Genomic DNA, 15,351 nt, shown 5'->3' with positions numbered 1-15,351 from the left:
GTCGTCTAGGCGCGCGCCAGCACAGTCGCCGTCACTTCGCGGCGGATCACGAACCCCAGGGACTCATAGAGCCGGATCGCGCCCAGGTTGCTGGCGTAGGAATGCAGGAACGGCGTCTCGCCGCGGGCCGCGATGCGCCCGGCCACCACCTGCATCAGGCGCCCGGCATGGCCGCGGCCGCGATGGTCGGGATGGGTGCAGACGCCGCTCACCTCGGTGAAGCCCTCGGGCCGCATCCGCTCGCCGGCCATGGCGATCAGCCTCCCGTCCTGCTTGACGCCCACGAAGGCGCCCAGGCGATGGGTGGCCTCGAAGAAGGGGCCCGGCTCGGTGAGGGTGGCGAGCGCCAGCATCTGCGGGGCGTCAGCCTCGGTCAGGTCCTCGAAGGCGAAGGCGAAGGCCGGATCGCCGGGCTTGGGCCGTTCCGCAATCATCTGGGCGCAGACCGCCGCCTTCACCACCGTGACGCCGGGCGGCGGCGCGAAGGGCTCGGCCTCCACCACCCACAGGGTCCCGTCCGCCGGGATCAGGTCGGCCAGGGCGGCCAGGTTTTCCGGCGATCCGTCGGCGGCCGCGCCGAAGACGTTGTAGCGGGGGTCGAACCGCAGGGCCCGGCCATCGCCCAGGGCCAGATCCCGCTGGCGTGTGCTCAGCGTGCTCCAGACCGGCCGGTCCAGCGGGTGGTCCATTCCCCCTAGCGTCCCTTGAAGTTACCGACCCGCCGTTCCGACACCGCCTTCACGCCCTCGGCATAGTCCTCGGTGGCTCGCAGGATGGTCTGCTGGCCATGCTCGTGGATCGTCTGGGCGCGAACGGCCGCGGCCAGGTCGCCGCGCAGGGTCTTGCGGGTGGCGATGACCGCCAGGGGCGCGTTCTCGGCGATCTCCAGGGCCAGGCGGCTGGCGGCGGCCCGCAGGTCGGCCAGCGGCGCGACCTCGTCCACCAGGCCCCAGGCGAGCGCATCCTCGGCCTTCACCCGCCGCCCGGTCAGGAACATCAGGTTGGCCCGGTGCTCGCCGATCAGCCGGGGCAGGGTGTGGGTCAGGCCAAAGCCCGGATGGAAGCCCAGCTTGACGAAGTTGGCGGTGAACCGCGCCTCGGGCGCGGCGACCCGGAAATCGCCCACCAGGGCCAGGCCCAGGCCGGCCCCGACGGCCGCGCCCTGCACCGCCACCACGATCGGGGTCTCGATGGCGTAGAGCCGCACGGCCTGATCATAGAGGCTGCCGATGCCCCCCATGCCGCTGCCGGCGATGCCGTCGCTGGCCACCAGGTCGGCCCCGGCGCAGAAGGCCTTGCCCGCCGAGCACAGCACCACGGCCCGGGTCACCCCGTCGCCGTCGATCCGCTCCAGGGCCTCGGCCAGGTCGGCCATCAGCTCCACGGAGACGTGGTTGAAGGGCGGGCGGTCGATCTCCACCGTCGCCACGTGGCCGTCGTGGGTGACCTTCAGGTGGTCGTAGGTGGTGCTCATCGTCTCGTTCCCATCAGGTTGCGGGCCACCACCATCCGGTGGACTTCCGAGGGCCCGTCATAGATCCGCATGTTGCGTACCAGCGAGGCCATCAGCTGCAAGGGCATTTCCTTGGTCATGCCCATGGCGCCGAAGCACTGCATGGCGTTGTCGATGACCTCCCAGGCCATCTCGGTGGCGAAGACCTTGATCATCGAGATCTCGTTACGCACGTCGCGGCCCTGGTCGAGCTTGGCGGCGCAGTCATAGGTCATCAGCCGGGCGGCGTGGATCTTGATGGCCGCGTCGGCCGCCCACCACTGCACCGCCTGGCGGTCCGACAGGGGTTGGCCGAAGGTCACCCGCTGGGGGGCGTACTCGCACATCATGTCCAGGGCCCGCTGGGCCAGGCCGATGCACCAGGCGGCCATCTCCATCCGCCGCGTCCCCAGCCGCACCTGCATGGGCGCGAAGCCCTGGCCCTCGGTCCCCAGCAGCTTCCAGCCCGGCACCCGGCAATTCTCCAGGATCACCTCATAGGTCATGGCCCCGCCGATCATCGGAATCTTGCGCAGCACCTTGAAGCCCGGATTGTCCCCGTCCACCAGGAAGGCGCTCATCCCGCCCCGGGCGCCCTTCTCCCTGTCGGTCACCGCCATGACGATGGTGAAGTCGGCCTCGGCCGCCCGGCTCGTCCAGATCTTTCTTCCGTCGATGATCCAGTCGTCGCCGTCGCGCACGGCCTTGGTGATCATGCCGGCTGGGTCGGCGCCGGCGCCGGGCTCGGAGATGCCGATGGCGCTGATGGTCTCGCCGCGCACATAGGGGGCGAGATAGGCCTCCCGCTGGCGCTCGGTCACCGTGGCCATCAGCATGCGCAGGTTGGGCGAGTCCGGCGGCAGGGTGTAGGGGGTGACCGTCGAGCCCAGGGCCTCGTTGACCGCCACCAGGGCGACCTGCGGCAGGTCCGAGCCCCCCACGTCCTCCGGCGCGTCCAGGCCCCAGAGGCCCAGGCGTTTGGAGACCACGTCGATCTTCTCGCGCTCCTCGGTGGTGAGGCCCACGCCCTTGCCCGCGGCCTCGCGGGCCAGGACCGTGCTCTCCAGCGGCATGAGTTCGTCGCGGACGAACTTCTGCACCAGGTCCTTGAGCATCCGGTGCTCTTCGGAAAGTTCGAAATCCATGGTCCGCCCTCGACGCCTGTTGTTTCGGCCTTGGCTGGAATTAACGGGGTTGCCGCTCCGGACGGCAAGCGCCCGCTGAAAATTCCTCAGAGCGGCGCCCCGGCGTGACCCCTTGCGCCGACCCCGGCTTCAATGATCTTCCAGGACCAAGAGGCGACCGGGAGGGACGAACGTGACCGACACCATGAAGTTGGAGACCAAGGCCACCGGGCCGCTCGCCGGGGTGCGCATCCTGGACCTCACCAGCGTGGTGTTCGGCGCATACGCGACCCAGATGCTCGGCGACCAGGGCGCCGAGGTCATCAAACTCGAGGATCCGGGCTCCGGCCGCGGCGACGGCGGCGACATCATGCGCTGGGCGGGCCACGTGCCCGAGGGCTGCCCGCGGGATCTCGGCCCCATCTTCCTGACCATCAACCGCAACAAGCGCTCGGTGCTGATGGACATGAAGGACCCGGCCTCGCGCCCCCTGCTGGAGGCGTTGATTGCGAGCTGCGACGTGTTCGCCACCTCGGTCCGCTACGAGGGGCTCAAGCGCCTGGGCCTGGCCTATGAGGACGTGAAGGCCCTGCGGCCGGACGTGGTCTATGTCCATGCCGCCGGCTATGGCTCGGACGGCCCCTATGCCGGGGAGCCGGCCTATGACGATCTGATCCAGTCGGCCTCGGGCCTGGCCGACCTGCTGCCGCGCACCGACGGCAACCCCACCCCGCGCATCCTGCCGACCCTGGTGGCCGACAAGGTCTCGGGGCTGTTCATGTGTCAGGCCATCACCGCCGGTCTGCTGCACAAGGAACGCACCGGCCAGGGCCAGTTCATCGAGGTGCCGATGCTGGAGTGCGTCACCAGCTTCAACCTGGTGGAGCACCTCTACGACCACACCTTCGAGCCGCCGACGGGCCAGTGGGCCTACCAGCGGGTGGCCAATCCCAACCGCAAGCCCTACCAGACCAAGGACGGCTATATCGGCCTGCTGCCCTATACCGACAAGCAGTGGGACCAGTTCTTCGCCGCCGCCGGCATGGGCGAGACCTTCGGCAAGGACCCGCGCTTCTCCGACTACGCCACGCGGGCCAAGCACATCGGCGAGCTCTACGGCCTGGTGGGGGAGGTGACCCAGACCAAGACCACCCAGGAGTGGCTGGACCTGCTCAAGCCGCTGTCGATCCCCATCGTGAAAACCGCGCGGCTGGATGATTTGCCCGACGACCCGCACCTGAAGGCTGTCGGCTTCTTCGAGCGCTACGACCACCCCCACGCCGGGCCCTACAACGCCATGAAGCCGCCGGTGAAGTTCACCGGTTCCCCCTCCAATATCCGCCGCCACGCGCCAAGGCTGGGCGAGGACACCGCCCAGGTGACGGCCGAGATGGGGCTGAAGGCGGAGTAGGGCGCCAGATCCTCCCCCAGGCGCGGAGCGCTGATGTGGGGGAGGTGGCAGGCGGCGTAGCCGGCTGACGGAGGGGGATCGACGTCGTCGACATCCCTTCGACCCCAAACAAGAGTCAAAGTCCCCCTCAGTCAGCTTCGCTGACAGCTCCCCCAGTGGGGGAGCATCGCTAGGCCTAGACCGGCGAGAACACCGGGACGGGCGGGCCGCCCTCGGTGGCCTGGAACTTCACCTTCACCTTCTGGCCGATGGCCAGCTTGGAGAGGTCGCAGTCCACGAAGTTGGTCAGCACCGCCGGACCCTCGTTGAGGGTGACGTAGCCGATGGCGTAGGGGCCGGTCGGCGAGCGGTGCATGGTGGAGTAGGTGTAGATCACCCCTTCGCCCGGGCTCTCTTCCCAGACGGTGTCGTCGGAGAAGCAGAAGGGGCACAGCGCGCGCGGATACCAGTGCGGCTCCTTGCAGGCGTTGCAGCGCTTGATCAGGAACTTGCCCTGTTCGGCCGCGTCCCAGAAGGGCTTGGACTCGATGGTCACGGCCGGAGCCGGGATCTTGCGGCCCTCGGCCGGCTTGTCTTGAACGTCGCTCATCCTAAGCCTCCCGTTCCATGATGACGGTGCCCGCACCGTGGCGGGTGCCCAGTGATCCGCCCGTGCCGTGGGCCAGCGCCAGGTCGCAGTTGGGAACCTGGACCTTGGGGTGGGCCTCGCCGCGCAGCTGGCGCACGGCCTCGATCACCTTGGTGATGCCGCCGCGGTTGGTGGGGTGGTTGTTGCACAGCCCGCCGCCGTCGGTGTTGAAGGGCAGCTTGCCGACGCCGGAGATCAGGTTGCCGTCGGAGACGAACTTGCCGCCCTCGCCCTTCTTGCAGAAGCCCAGATCCTCGAGCTGCATCAGCACCGTGATGGTGAAGCTGTCGTAGATCGAGGCGTACTTCATGTCCTGCGGGGTGACCCCGGCCTCCTCGAAGGCGATAGGGCCGGACCACAGGGCGCCGGAGTGGGTGAGGTCCAGGTCCTTGCCGCCGCGCGGTCCCTTGGGGGATTCGCCGGCGCCGATCACCTTCACCAGGGGCCGCTTCAGGCTCTTGGCGACTTCCGGGCTGGTGACGATCAGGGCGCCGCCGCCATCGGTGACGACGCAGCAGTCCAGCAGGTGCAGCGGATCGGAGATCATGCGGGAGTTCACCACCTGCTCAACGGTGACCACGTCCTTCAGGAAGGCGTGCTCGTTCCACTGGGCGTGATGGCTGGCGGCCACCTTGATCCAGGCCAGCTGCTCGCTGGTGGTGCCGTACTCGTACATGTGGCGCATGGCGCACATGCCGTAGGTGTTGTGGGTCGAGCCGCCGTAGATGTTCTCGAAGCCGGCCTCCGGCGGTCCGTCGGTGAGTTGGCCCGGTCGGCCGCCCCCGCCGGGGAAGAACTTGTTCTGGCGCGGACGGCCGGCCAGGGTGATGAGCGCCACGGTGCACTTGCCCGCCGCGATCGCCTGGGCCGCGTGGCCGACGTGCAGCAGGTAGGACGAACCGCCGGTCTCGGTGGAGTCCATGTGGCGGACGTTCTTCAGGCCCATGTAGTCGACCATGGACATGCCGCCGAACCCGGGGGCGTCGCCGGCGCAGAAGTAGCCGTCGATGTCGTCCTTGGTCAGGCCCGCGTCGGCGAGGGCGCCCTTGGCGCATTCGGCGTGCAGCTGCGGCGTGGATTTGTCGGGAGCATCCCGAGTGGGGTGCTCATAGGCCCCCATGATGTAGGCCTTGCCCTTAATACTCATCGGTCCCCTTCCTCGAAATTCGTCTTCAAATGAATGGCGGTTGGCTTAGCCCGCTCCATCCTGGGTGTCATCCCGCATGCAGCGCCGCAGGCGCGGAAGTGCGGACTCCGCCTCTCCCCCTTGGGGGGAGAGGATGGGTGAGGGGGCCTCCGCGCAGCGGAGGTCTTGCTGCGCCCGGAGTGACAAGGGCGCTTCAGAAAGAGCCCTCACCCTACCCTCTCCCGCAAGCGGGAGAGGGGAAGACGCTAGGCCGGCTGGCCCTCCTTCAGCTTGGCGATGCGGGCGTCGCGCAGCGCCGTGCGGCGCACCTTGCCGGCGTCGTCGCGCAGGGGCTCGTCCACGAACTCGTAGGTGCGCGGCTGCTTGTAGGTGACGAGTTTGGTCTTCAGGTACTCGCGAAGCGCTGCCTCGTCTCCCGCGCCCTTGGTCTGGACAATGGCGTGGATCTTGTTGCCCAGGTCGTCATCGGGGATGCCGATCACCGCGACCGACTGCACGCTGTCATGCTCCTCCAGCGCCGCCTCGATCTCGGCGGGATAGACGTTGGAGCCCCCCACCAGGATCATGTCGGTGCGCCGGTCGGCCAGGTAGAGATAGCCGTCCTCGTCGAACCAGCCGATGTCCCCCAGGCTCTCCCAGCCGCCCGGCAGCACCTTGGCCGTGGCGCCCAGGTACTTGTAGCTGGGGGGCATGCCCTCGGGCCGGCGCATGTAGATCTCGCCGATCTCGCGGGGCGGCAGCTTCTCACCATTATCGTCGAAGGCGACCATCTCGCCCATCCGGACCTTGCCGACGGACCCGCGGTGCTCCAGCCATTCGGTCCCGGAGATCACGGTCGACGCCTGGGCCTCGGTGCCGGCGTAGAGCTCCTGGATCACCTCGCCGCCCAGCCAGTGGATGAAGGCCTCCTTCAGCCAGGGCGGACAGGGCGCCGCCAGGTGCCAGAGGGTCTTCAGCGAGGAGAGGTCGTACTTGGTGCGGACCTCCTCGGGCAGATGCCAGATGCGGTTCATCATGGTCGGCACCATGTAGATCCAGGTGGCCTTGCGCTTCTCGATCTCGGCCAGCGTGCCTTCCGGATCGAAGCGCGGCAGGACGATCAGGTGCGCCCCCAGGTTCAGCACGCTCATCATCATGCCGAAGCCGGCGTTGTGATAGAGCGGCGCCGGCAGGACGGCGACGGACTGCGAGGTCAGTTGCCAGCCGCCGACGGCGGGCGTCTCCCGGGTGGTCACGCCGGGCTGGCCAGCCAGGATCAGCTTGGGGCGGCCGGTTGAGCCTCCGGACGTCGGCGCCTTGGAGACAGGCGCGGTGGCGTCGGGCAGGTCGCTGTCGTCGTCGCTCTTGGCCAGCAGGTCGGAGACCTTCAGCAGCGGCCGGTCGATCCTGGCCTCGAACTCGGCGATCACCACCGGAGTCTTGGCCAGCTCCATGATGGCCTCCAGCTCGGCCTGGGGCAGGCGGAAGGCCACCGGCTGCGGCGTCGCGCCGATCTTCCACATGGCCCAGCAGGCCACGGCGAAGTCGGTGGAGTTGGGCAGGCCGAGCGTCACCAGGTCGCCGTGCTTGACCCCATAGGCCAGCAGGCCGCGGGCGGCCCGGTTGGTGAGCCGGTGGAACTCGCCATAGGAAAGGGTGGTGTCGCCGCAACTGACCGCCGGGGCGTCGGGCTGCGATTGGGCGAAGGCTCTCAGCTTCGCGCCGAGGGAAATCATCTCGTCGGCCATAATATCGTCTCGTCCCAAATGGATGCCCGATTGCAGGTTCGGGCGGTGCTGAAAGGCGTCCATGCCCCCGCCTATGCTGCGGGGTTGGCCGCCAGTTTCCCTCGCGGAAGACGGGGTCGGCAAGCGGCATATTCGGTTGTCGGGCGCCGCGCCTTGCGGCTAAGACGACGCGATAAAATTTGAACATTTGGTAGGGAGTGATGCGATGTCCGTCGAACAGATGCTGACCCAGGACTTCGGGACCCTGGCCGAGGTGATCGGCGAGCAGGCCAAGGAGCGCCCGGACAAGCCCGCCCTGGTGGACGCCCGTTCCAGCCTGACCTACCGCCAGCTCGACGCCTTCATGGACCGCATGGCCGCAGCCCTGCAGCGGGAGGGCGTGGAGAACGCCGACGTCGCGGCCATCTGCGCCACCTCCTCGGTGGAGTACGGCGCGACCTTCTTCGGCATCCTGCGGGCCGGCGGCGTCGTCGCGCCGCTCGCGCCCTCCTCGACGCCCGAGAGCCTCATCGGCATGCTCAAGGACTGCGGCGCCAAGGTCTTCTTCCTGGACAAGGGCGTCTCCGACGCGCTCGCGGGCGTCGCGGGTCAGATCACCGCCCAGCGGGTGGCCCTCGACGGCTCCGACGCCGGAATCCCGCTGCTGGACTGGTTGGCCCCGGAGGGCTCCAAGCCCCAGCCGGTGAGCGTGACCCCGCAGCAGGGCTTCAACATCATCTATTCCTCGGGCACCACCGGCACCCCCAAGGGCATCGTCCAACCCCACGCCATGCGCTGGGGCCAGATCCGCCGGGGGGTCTATCCCGAGAGCGCGGTGACCATGATCTCCACCCCGCTCTATTCGAACACCACGCTGGTTTCCTACCTGCCCACCATCTCCAACGGCGGCACGGCGGTGCTGATGCCCAAGTTCGACGCCGAGCAGTTCCTGAAGCTGTCGGAGAAGCACCGCGCCACCCACGCCATGCTGGTGCCGGTGCAGTACCGCCGCCTGATGGAGCGACCGGACTTCGACTCCTACGACCTCTCCAGCTACGTGATGAAGTTCTCCACCAGCGCCCCCTTCGCCGCGGCCCTGAAGGCCGACGTGCTCAAGCGCTGGCCCGGCGGCCTGATCGAGTATTACGGCATGACCGAGGGCGGCGGCTCCTGCGGCCTGCTGGCCCATGAGTTTCCCGACAAGCTGCACACTGTCGGCCGGCCCCTGCCGGGCCACGACATCCGGCTGATCGACGAGGACCTCAAGGAGGTGCCCCAGGGCAAGATCGGCGAAGTCGTCGGCCGCTCGGGCGCCATGATGGTCGGCTATCACAACCAGCCGGGCAAGACCTCGGAGGCCGAGTGGTACAGCCCCGAGGGCCTCCGCTACATCCGCACCGGCGATGTGGGCGTGTTCGACGCCGACGGCTTCCTGACCCTCATGGACCGCAAGAAGGACATGATCATCTCCGGCGGCTTCAACATCTATCCCTCCGACCTCGAGGCCGAGATCATCCAGCACCCCGAGGTGCTGGAGGCCGCGGTGGTCGGCGTGGCCTCGGACAAGTGGGGCGAGACCCCGGTGGCCTTCGTGGCCCTGAAGAAGAACGCCAAGGTCACGGCCGAGGACCTCAGGGCCTGGACCAACGCCAAGCTGGGCAAGACCCAGCGCCTGGCCGACCTCATCCTGGTGGACAGCCTGCCCCGCAGCCACATCGGCAAGGTGCTCAAGCGCGAACTTCGGGACGACTACAAAGGCGTGGCGCTGACCGCATGAACAATCCCGCCCAGAAGCCCGCCAAGAGCGTCGCCGACCTCTGCGACGAGCACGAGGACGAGGTCGAGGTCTGCCTCGTCCAGTTCCGCGACTATGGCGGCCGCAAGGCCTTCTCCGGCCCCATCCGCACCGTCCGCTGCCGGGAGGACAACTCCCTGGTCAAGGCGACGCTCGCCGAACCCGGCGAGGGTTGTGTCCTGGTGGTGGATGGCGGCGGGTCGCTGGCCAAGGCCCTGGTGGGCGACATGCTGGCCGCCGACGGGGTGAAGAACGGCTGGGCCGGGATCGTCGTCTATGGCGCGGTCCGCGACACGCCGATCCTGGCGACCCTGGATATCGGCATCAAGGCCCTGGGCTCGGTTCCGATCCGCAGCGTCAAGCGTGGCGACGGCGTGGTGGACACCCCCGTGGCGTTCGGCGGCGTGGTCTTCCTGCCGGGCGACGTGCTGCACGCCGATCCCGACGGGGTGGTGGTCCTGGCCGCCGAGGACTGAAAACTCCGGCGCCGGACGGGCTTGCGCCGCCGGAGCCGTATGAGTAGGTTCCGCCCTCGCTCGGCGGGCCCCCCTTGGGGAGCCTCCAGACGGCTCCGGAGAGGTGGCTGAGTGGTCGAAAGCACCGCACTCGAAATGCGGCGTACCTTTACCGGTACCGTGGGTTCGAATCCCACCCTCTCCGCCAAGCACTTAAGTGCTTGTTTCTATTCAATTATCTCCTGAATTCAGTTGTTTTGAACGTTCCGCGCCTTAGCTGGCGCGATAGCGCCATTTAAGGCGCGATCCTGCCGCGTTTTTCGGCCAAAGAGAGAGGGCTACACAGAGCCATTCTCTGCCCACATTTGGGCCAGTGCGCTTCTCTCAAAAGCCGCGCACCAGAGAGCTATTAGTATCTGGCTTGGCTACCGGCGAGGTCGACAAAACCGCGCAGATGAACAGCCGAAAACATCAAACCTCACCCAGTCATTTTGCATCCCACGTGGTGCATTAGTTGAACTGATGCGACAGTTTGTTCGCCACCACTGGCGACACCGAGAATTGACTCAAATTGCAGACTCACCGGCAGGATTTCAGAAGGTGAGAACTCAGCTCAATTCTCGTTTCCGGCGAGGCAACAATGTCCTTTCATCTGATCGGCTTGGGTAAGCTTCTAAACGCGATGTACGCGAGCGACGCTCAGCGTACGACGCTTTTGCGAACGGACATTCGGAGCGGGATCAAGAAGGCCAGCGGCTCGAGCACCGAGAAGGGCGGGGATTTTTACGGACCCTTCTGGGCGGACGCGAAGCGCCACGTAGCCGGCGAGTTGGATTTGCGCACCGTCACCTCCCAACGGGCGGCGGGCAACAAGACGCGGGAGCGCCTGTATCCGTTGCTGTGCGACGGCTTCCTGCTCTGGTGGGAGGAAAAACGGCGGCTTAGGAACGTGCCCTTCAGCGTTATCAATACCAGCGTGAAGGCTCGCTACGACGCTCTCGGGCTAGGAACCGTGAAGGTGGAAAACACGCTGTCATTCACGGTCGGGGAGGATGGCCACCGCATCCTGTACCCCTACTTCTGCGAGGATCCGGCTCTCTCAGACGAAGCGGCACGGTTGGGCCTGTGGGCGATGTCCCAGTGCATCAAAGGGTACGCGCTCAAGGATCTACGGCTTCTAGACGTCCTTGAGGGCCGTTCGTTTTCGGTTTTGGACACGCCTTTGATCGGCAACGAGGAGACGTTCTTCCTCCAGAAGTACGCCTTCGTTCTTGAGGAGTGGCAGAAGCTTCGAGCGGAGTATCCCTAGCTCCGTCATCGGCCTGTGCTCGGCTATCGGTCTGCCGCGAAGGCTGAGCCTTGGCGCTCCGAGGATGGCGGCAGCTGATCTGCGGTTAGCGCGTCAAGACTGACAGCACCACTTTGGCGTCCACGAACGATGTCGCTGATGATGTTAGGCGCCAGGTACGCAAGCGACAACCGTCGACCCAAAGGTGGTCAGTCCTCAAGGGCGCCTGCGCAGCAGCAAGAGGACAAGTTTGACGACTATTCGCCGGCTTCTTGGGAGGGACGACCGGCGGCAGGTCAGTATCAGCTAGCCGCCGCGCCGCCTCGGGGCTTTTGGGACTACTGGGGAATCCGGGGGTGCCAGAGTTGTCACGGATATACTCCAGGTACGCTGCCTCCCTATGGCGGCGGCTTCCCGTCCGGCTACAGTCCGCGTTCCGGCGGCGGCTCCGGTGGCTCGGCACGACCGGGTGAGAAATGGAGTGACAGGCCCCAATGCAATCAACAGTTCGAAGCTGACAGGAAGATTTGTCAGGCGGCAAAGAGTCCGAGGTGCTGGGAAAACCAAACCAAGCGGTTGGGGTACTGCAGCGCGACTGGGGAAGTCGGTACGCCAGCGCTGAGATTTGGCCCGCCCGGCCGGTAGTGGGTCATCCTCAACGAGCAGGCAGGCTGCTCGAAGAGAATGAGAAGTCGACGAGGCGCATGCCTCGACCGTCGCCATCGGCTCCCGTCAGCCTGAGATGGCGCCAGACTGTGCTTAGGCAAATAGTGGCTGTGAGCCACGCATCCTTGGGAATGTAGAGCGTGGTCTCCAGGCCGCCCCCTGGAAGCTCTCCCGCCCGATCATAGATGTCGCCGATGTGGGGCGGCTCACTTCGACTGAAGTGCCAGCTCTCCAGTTGGTCTAGCCAGATGCGCACTCGGCGGCCGGCCAAACCTTCAGGCGCAACCACACGACCCTCTATTTCAATCGTTCGAGAGTAGATCAGACCGTTTTGAAAGCGATGCGCCTTCGGGACCGACGGCGGGCAAGGCATAAGGCCGAGCCCGCCGTCGTAGCCACGCAGCTCGATGAGAAAGTCTAGCCGCGCTTCAGTCAGCATTTGCCCAGGCTTCGAGATTTGGGTGAATGCTGCAGTGGAAGTGGTAGGCGACGATGCTTGTGCTCCCGGGACCGCCGACGCCGATCCGGATCTGGAGATGCTTCCAGGTCAACGCCAAGGACGTTGCGGTAGAGGCGATCGCCTCTTCGGGCAACATGAGCATCGCCTCAAAGTCGAAGTCGGAGCCTGGGGGCAACTCGGCCAAGGCGCCCACCTGCTGCAGGCCTCTCTGTCCAAAGCGCACCCTCGGGCCAAACGGCGACAGCGTCACTTTCATCTCCTTGCCGCGAAGTTCGCGGGGTGCGCGGACGCGGCCGTGGATAGTGAAGTCGCGGCTGTAGTCCAGGCCGTGGGACCGCGCCTTTGGGCGAGTCACTGCTTGGTCGCCAATCGCAACCCGCAGGTTCCAATTCCAAGCAAGGATATCGATCATCAGCCGGCCATCGAAAAAGCTCGGATCTAAGGCCGCGTTCGGAGGATTTACGTCTGACACAACAAAGTCTGTACGCGCTTTGTTCTCGTTCAGCAAGCTTCGCGCCCAGTGGCCTCGCCCCGGCGCCGGGTGTCGTGGTGGTCGCAGATGTTCTTCTAGCCGGTCGAGATGATGCCTTGCTCTCCCGCCGAAGGATCCCTGTTCTGCGAGTCGAGATTCCCTGTTCTTGGAGCGCTATTTCACCTGTCCCAGAGGTGCATTCCGACGACGAAAGCGCCATTCTCCGGGGCGAGCTCGGCGAGGCAGTGTCAGGCGCGCGCCATCCGGCGGAAGATAAAATATCGAAACAGGGAAATGCAGAGAATGGTTGGCGGCGCACTGCGCCCACCGCCACGCATCCTTTGCGACGAGCCGTCGACCGCGCCGACGCGATCACCCCCGCAAATTGGCCTCATCGCCTCTCACGGCCAAGCTTCACGCCCGGCTAGTCACCGCTCCCGGCCCGCTCCTGGGCCCAGGAGAAGATGCATGAAGACGCTTGCTTGGGCCGTGGGCCTGGTTTCCCTGTTCGCCGTCGGCGGCGCCTCGGCCGGCGTGGCCGTCAATCCGCTGGTGGAGCAGGTCCGCGCCGCCAATGAGCGGTTCAAGGATGTGAAGGTCGCCGTCGCCGAGGGCTATGCGCCGATCCCCTGCACCAGCGGGATCGATGGCGGGGCCATGGGGGTCCACTATGTCAACGGCGACTTCCTCAAGGACGAGGTTCCCGACGTGAAGCGGCCGCAGGCGGTGATGTATGAGCCGGGGCCGGGCGGGAAGATGACCCTGGTGGCGGTGGAGTACATCTCCTTCAAGGGGCCGGCCTCGCTCTCCGGTCACCTGTTCGCCTTCAACGGCGCCCCCAACCGCTATGGGCTGAACCCCTTCTACGAACTACACGTCTGGGCCTGGAAGCCGAACCCCAAGGGCGCCTTCGCCGACATGAACCCCAATGTCAGCTGCGAGCACATGCACGGCGGCTAGGATCCGGGGGCGGCCTGCGGATTTCGGTTGCGGACGGACCGGAAGGTCGGGCGTGGTGGCCGCGACCGCCACGCGGAGTCCCTGGATGATCAAGACCCTCACCCTGCTGATCCTGTCGGGTTTCGGGCTTCTGGGGGCGCCGGCCCTCGCCGCGCCGTCCCTGGCCGACCGGCTGATGCAGGTGGACCGCGCCACGGTCTGGACCCTGGCCGCCGCGGTTCCCGTGGCCGGCCCGGCCTACCATCCCCAGGGCATGGTCAGGATCGGCCAGGACGTCTTCGTCTCGGCGGTGGAGATCAAGGCCTATCCCTCGCGTCTGGCCGGGGCGCCGGGCGGCCGGAGCCCCGGGGCGGGCGTGGGGCATCTGCTGCGGATCGGGGCCGCCGGTGAGCGCCTGGGGGATCTGATCCTCGGCGACGGCGACGCCTATCACCCCGGCGGAATCGACTTCGACGGCCGGGATCTCTGGGTCCCGGTGGCCGAGTACCGCCCCGACAGCCGCGCGGTCATCTACCGCGTCGACCCGAAGACCCTGCGGGCGGTGGAGGTGCTGCGGGTCGCCGACCACATCGGGGCGGTGGCCTATGACCGTCAGACCCGGACCCTGCATGGGGTCTCCTGGGGCGGGCGGCGGTTCTACAGCTGGTCGATATCGCGCGCGGGCCGCGCCGGTCCGCCGAAGGTGAGCGCCAATCCCACCAGCTACATCGACTACCAGGACTGCCACGCCCTGGGCGGCCGTAAGATGCTGTGCTCGGGCCTGGCGGACTATCGCAGCCCCAAGGGCGGGAGCCTCTCCCTCGGCGGGCTGGAGATCGTCGACCTGCGCGACCACCGGCCGGTCTGGCAGGCGCCAGTGGCCCTATGGGCGCCGTCGGGCCGGCCCATGACCCAGAACCCGGTCTTCGTCGAGGCGAGCGGCGGGGGCGTGCGCGCCTGGTTCATGCCCGACGACGACCGCGCCACCCTCTTCGCCTACGACGCCGCCCCACCCCGGAATTGACGCAGAGCATGGCGCGCGGCCGGCGGGGAGCGTAGTTTGCAGCCATGCACCAGAATCTCACCGGCCCCGATCGTGTCCTGCTGGACCGCTATATCGAAAGCGTCCTGCTGCGCTTCAGCGACGGCAAGTACAACCTGCTGGAAGCCACCCAGGAACTGGGCCAGGCCTTCACCCAGGCCTCTCGCGAGGAATTCCTCGCCCATCTGCGGGGCGTGGTGGAAGCTGGCGACGACGCCTGAAGCCCTGAGGTCCCGACGCGCCCGGTGACAAGTCCGGGTCAGGCTGCGAAGCTGGCGGCGACGCCGCGAGGCGCGGCGGACCTGTTGCGGGAGGCTTGGCATGCAGAGGTTATGTCGCTGGGGCGTCGCGTCAGGGCTCGGTCTGGCCCTGGTCTGGGCTGAGGCCCCGGCGCGTGCCGAGACCTGGCTGCAGGTCTCCGATTCCCCGATCGAAGGGCTCGAGAGCTGCGTGGACACCGACAGTGTCCATCCGGGTCCGGACGGAAAGACGGCGTTCCGGTTCCGGTTCTGCGGCGTTCCCAAGGGCGTCCGCGATCATCGGGTGAACTGCGCTCAGAACACCTCTGGATGGTCGTCCTATGACCCCGACAAGTCCACCTGGGCGGTGCTCGACGAGATGAAGGACGGGGTCTTCCGTGAGACGCGCGTGGCCGGGGGCAGCCCCCTTGTCGAGGCCGCCAAGTGGGTGTGCGACCATCGTTAGGCTCAAGGGCCGACGCCGCGC

General features: G+C 67.0%; 16 protein-coding genes and 1 tRNA gene. 9 read left to right on the top strand and 8 right to left on the bottom strand.

All coding sequences use genetic code 11. The features are described from left to right. Nucleotides 1-5 precede the first annotated feature (5 nt). Genes ACO06I_RS15035 through ACO06I_RS15025 form a run of 3 tightly spaced genes read right to left on the bottom strand, consistent with a single transcriptional unit; the run spans nucleotide 6 to nucleotide 2,637 of the window. The gene (locus ACO06I_RS15035; protein WP_421933373.1) at nucleotides 6-689 is read right to left on the bottom strand and encodes a GNAT family N-acetyltransferase; all 684 of its coding nucleotides are present in this window, start codon (nucleotides 687-689) and stop codon (nucleotides 6-8) included. 5 nt (nucleotides 690-694) lie between these two features. Next, nucleotides 695-1,474: an enoyl-CoA hydratase/isomerase family protein gene (locus tag ACO06I_RS15030; RefSeq protein ID WP_421933372.1), complete on the bottom strand. Its 780-nt coding sequence runs from the start codon at nucleotides 1,472-1,474 to the stop codon at nucleotides 695-697. After that, entirely contained in the window at nucleotides 1,471-2,637 is a 1,167-nt protein-coding gene (locus tag ACO06I_RS15025) for an acyl-CoA dehydrogenase family protein (protein WP_421933371.1), read from the bottom strand. The genes ACO06I_RS15030 and ACO06I_RS15025 overlap by 4 nt, the downstream gene beginning before the upstream one ends. 172 nt (nucleotides 2,638-2,809) lie before the next feature. On the opposite strand from ACO06I_RS15025, the gene ACO06I_RS15020 reads away from it, so the two are divergent. After that, a complete protein-coding gene (locus tag ACO06I_RS15020; RefSeq protein ID WP_421933370.1) occupies nucleotides 2,810-4,027 on the top strand; it encodes a CaiB/BaiF CoA transferase family protein in 1,218 nt (405 codons plus the stop codon). A gap of 175 nt (nucleotides 4,028-4,202) precedes the next feature. On the opposite strand, the gene ACO06I_RS15015 is transcribed toward ACO06I_RS15020, so the two are convergent. From ACO06I_RS15015 to ACO06I_RS15005, 3 genes are all read right to left on the bottom strand, one after another. Further along, on the bottom strand, nucleotides 4,203-4,616 hold the full coding sequence (locus tag ACO06I_RS15015) for a Zn-ribbon domain-containing OB-fold protein (protein WP_421933369.1): 414 nt from the start codon (nucleotides 4,614-4,616) through the stop codon (nucleotides 4,203-4,205). Nucleotide 4,617: 1 nt separating this feature from the next. Beyond that, nucleotides 4,618-5,802: a thiolase domain-containing protein gene (locus ACO06I_RS15010; RefSeq protein ID WP_421933368.1), complete on the bottom strand. Its 1,185-nt coding sequence runs from the start codon at nucleotides 5,800-5,802 to the stop codon at nucleotides 4,618-4,620. A gap of 245 nt (nucleotides 5,803-6,047) precedes the next feature. Further along, nucleotides 6,048-7,529, bottom strand: a complete 1,482-nt coding sequence (locus ACO06I_RS15005; protein WP_421933367.1) for an AMP-binding protein — start codon at nucleotides 7,527-7,529, stop codon at nucleotides 6,048-6,050. 205 nt (nucleotides 7,530-7,734) lie between these two features. Here ACO06I_RS15005 and ACO06I_RS15000 point away from each other — a divergent pair, with 205 nt between their 5' ends. The 4 genes from ACO06I_RS15000 to ACO06I_RS14985 all read left to right on the top strand — a co-directional run bounded on the left by ACO06I_RS15000 (nucleotide 7,735) and on the right by ACO06I_RS14985 (nucleotide 11,067). Continuing rightward, complete coding sequence (locus ACO06I_RS15000) at nucleotides 7,735-9,285, top strand: class I adenylate-forming enzyme family protein (protein WP_421933366.1); 1,551 nt, start codon at nucleotides 7,735-7,737, stop codon at nucleotides 9,283-9,285. Beyond that, on the top strand, nucleotides 9,282-9,779 hold the full coding sequence (rraA, locus tag ACO06I_RS14995; protein WP_421933365.1) for a ribonuclease E activity regulator RraA: 498 nt from the start codon (nucleotides 9,282-9,284) through the stop codon (nucleotides 9,777-9,779). Before ACO06I_RS15000 ends, rraA begins: the two co-directional genes overlap by 4 nt. A gap of 97 nt (nucleotides 9,780-9,876) precedes the next feature. Beyond that, a tRNA-Ser gene (locus ACO06I_RS14990) sits at nucleotides 9,877-9,966 on the top strand. Nucleotides 9,967-10,398: 432 nt separating this feature from the next. After that, on the top strand, nucleotides 10,399-11,067 hold the full coding sequence (locus tag ACO06I_RS14985) for a hypothetical protein (protein WP_421933364.1): 669 nt from the start codon (nucleotides 10,399-10,401) through the stop codon (nucleotides 11,065-11,067). A 634-nt stretch (nucleotides 11,068-11,701) separates the two neighbouring features. Here the strand turns inward: ACO06I_RS14985 and ACO06I_RS14980 are convergent. Together ACO06I_RS14980 and ACO06I_RS14975 are read right to left on the bottom strand one after the other, a co-directional pair. Continuing rightward, nucleotides 11,702-12,151, bottom strand: coding sequence for a hypothetical protein (locus ACO06I_RS14980; RefSeq protein WP_421933363.1), 450 nt, complete (start codon nucleotides 12,149-12,151; stop codon nucleotides 11,702-11,704). Continuing rightward, nucleotides 12,141-12,680 carry a hypothetical protein gene (locus ACO06I_RS14975; protein ID WP_421933362.1) on the bottom strand — a complete coding sequence of 180 codons (540 nt, stop codon included), beginning with the start codon at nucleotides 12,678-12,680 and terminating at the stop codon, nucleotides 12,141-12,143. The genes ACO06I_RS14980 and ACO06I_RS14975 overlap by 11 nt, the downstream gene beginning before the upstream one ends. 432 nt (nucleotides 12,681-13,112) lie before the next feature. On the opposite strand from ACO06I_RS14975, the gene ACO06I_RS14970 reads away from it, so the two are divergent. From ACO06I_RS14970 to ACO06I_RS14955, 4 genes are all read left to right on the top strand, one after another. Then, on the top strand, nucleotides 13,113-13,604 hold the full coding sequence (locus ACO06I_RS14970) for a hypothetical protein (protein WP_421933361.1): 492 nt from the start codon (nucleotides 13,113-13,115) through the stop codon (nucleotides 13,602-13,604). 85 nt (nucleotides 13,605-13,689) lie between these two features. After that, nucleotides 13,690-14,607, top strand: coding sequence for a DUF6454 family protein (locus tag ACO06I_RS14965; RefSeq protein ID WP_421933360.1), 918 nt, complete (start codon nucleotides 13,690-13,692; stop codon nucleotides 14,605-14,607). Between the two features lie 44 nt (nucleotides 14,608-14,651). Continuing rightward, nucleotides 14,652-14,846, top strand: a complete 195-nt coding sequence (locus ACO06I_RS14960; RefSeq protein WP_421933359.1) for a hypothetical protein — start codon at nucleotides 14,652-14,654, stop codon at nucleotides 14,844-14,846. A gap of 100 nt (nucleotides 14,847-14,946) precedes the next feature. Continuing rightward, nucleotides 14,947-15,330: a hypothetical protein gene (locus ACO06I_RS14955; RefSeq protein ID WP_421933358.1), complete on the top strand. Its 384-nt coding sequence runs from the start codon at nucleotides 14,947-14,949 to the stop codon at nucleotides 15,328-15,330. The last annotated feature ends 21 nt before the right edge of the window (nucleotides 15,331-15,351 follow it).

The organism is Phenylobacterium sp. (assembly GCF_965229015.1).
Lineage (GTDB): Bacteria > Pseudomonadota > Alphaproteobacteria > Caulobacterales > Caulobacteraceae > Phenylobacterium.
This window is presented reverse-complemented; position numbering and strand designations above follow the sequence as displayed.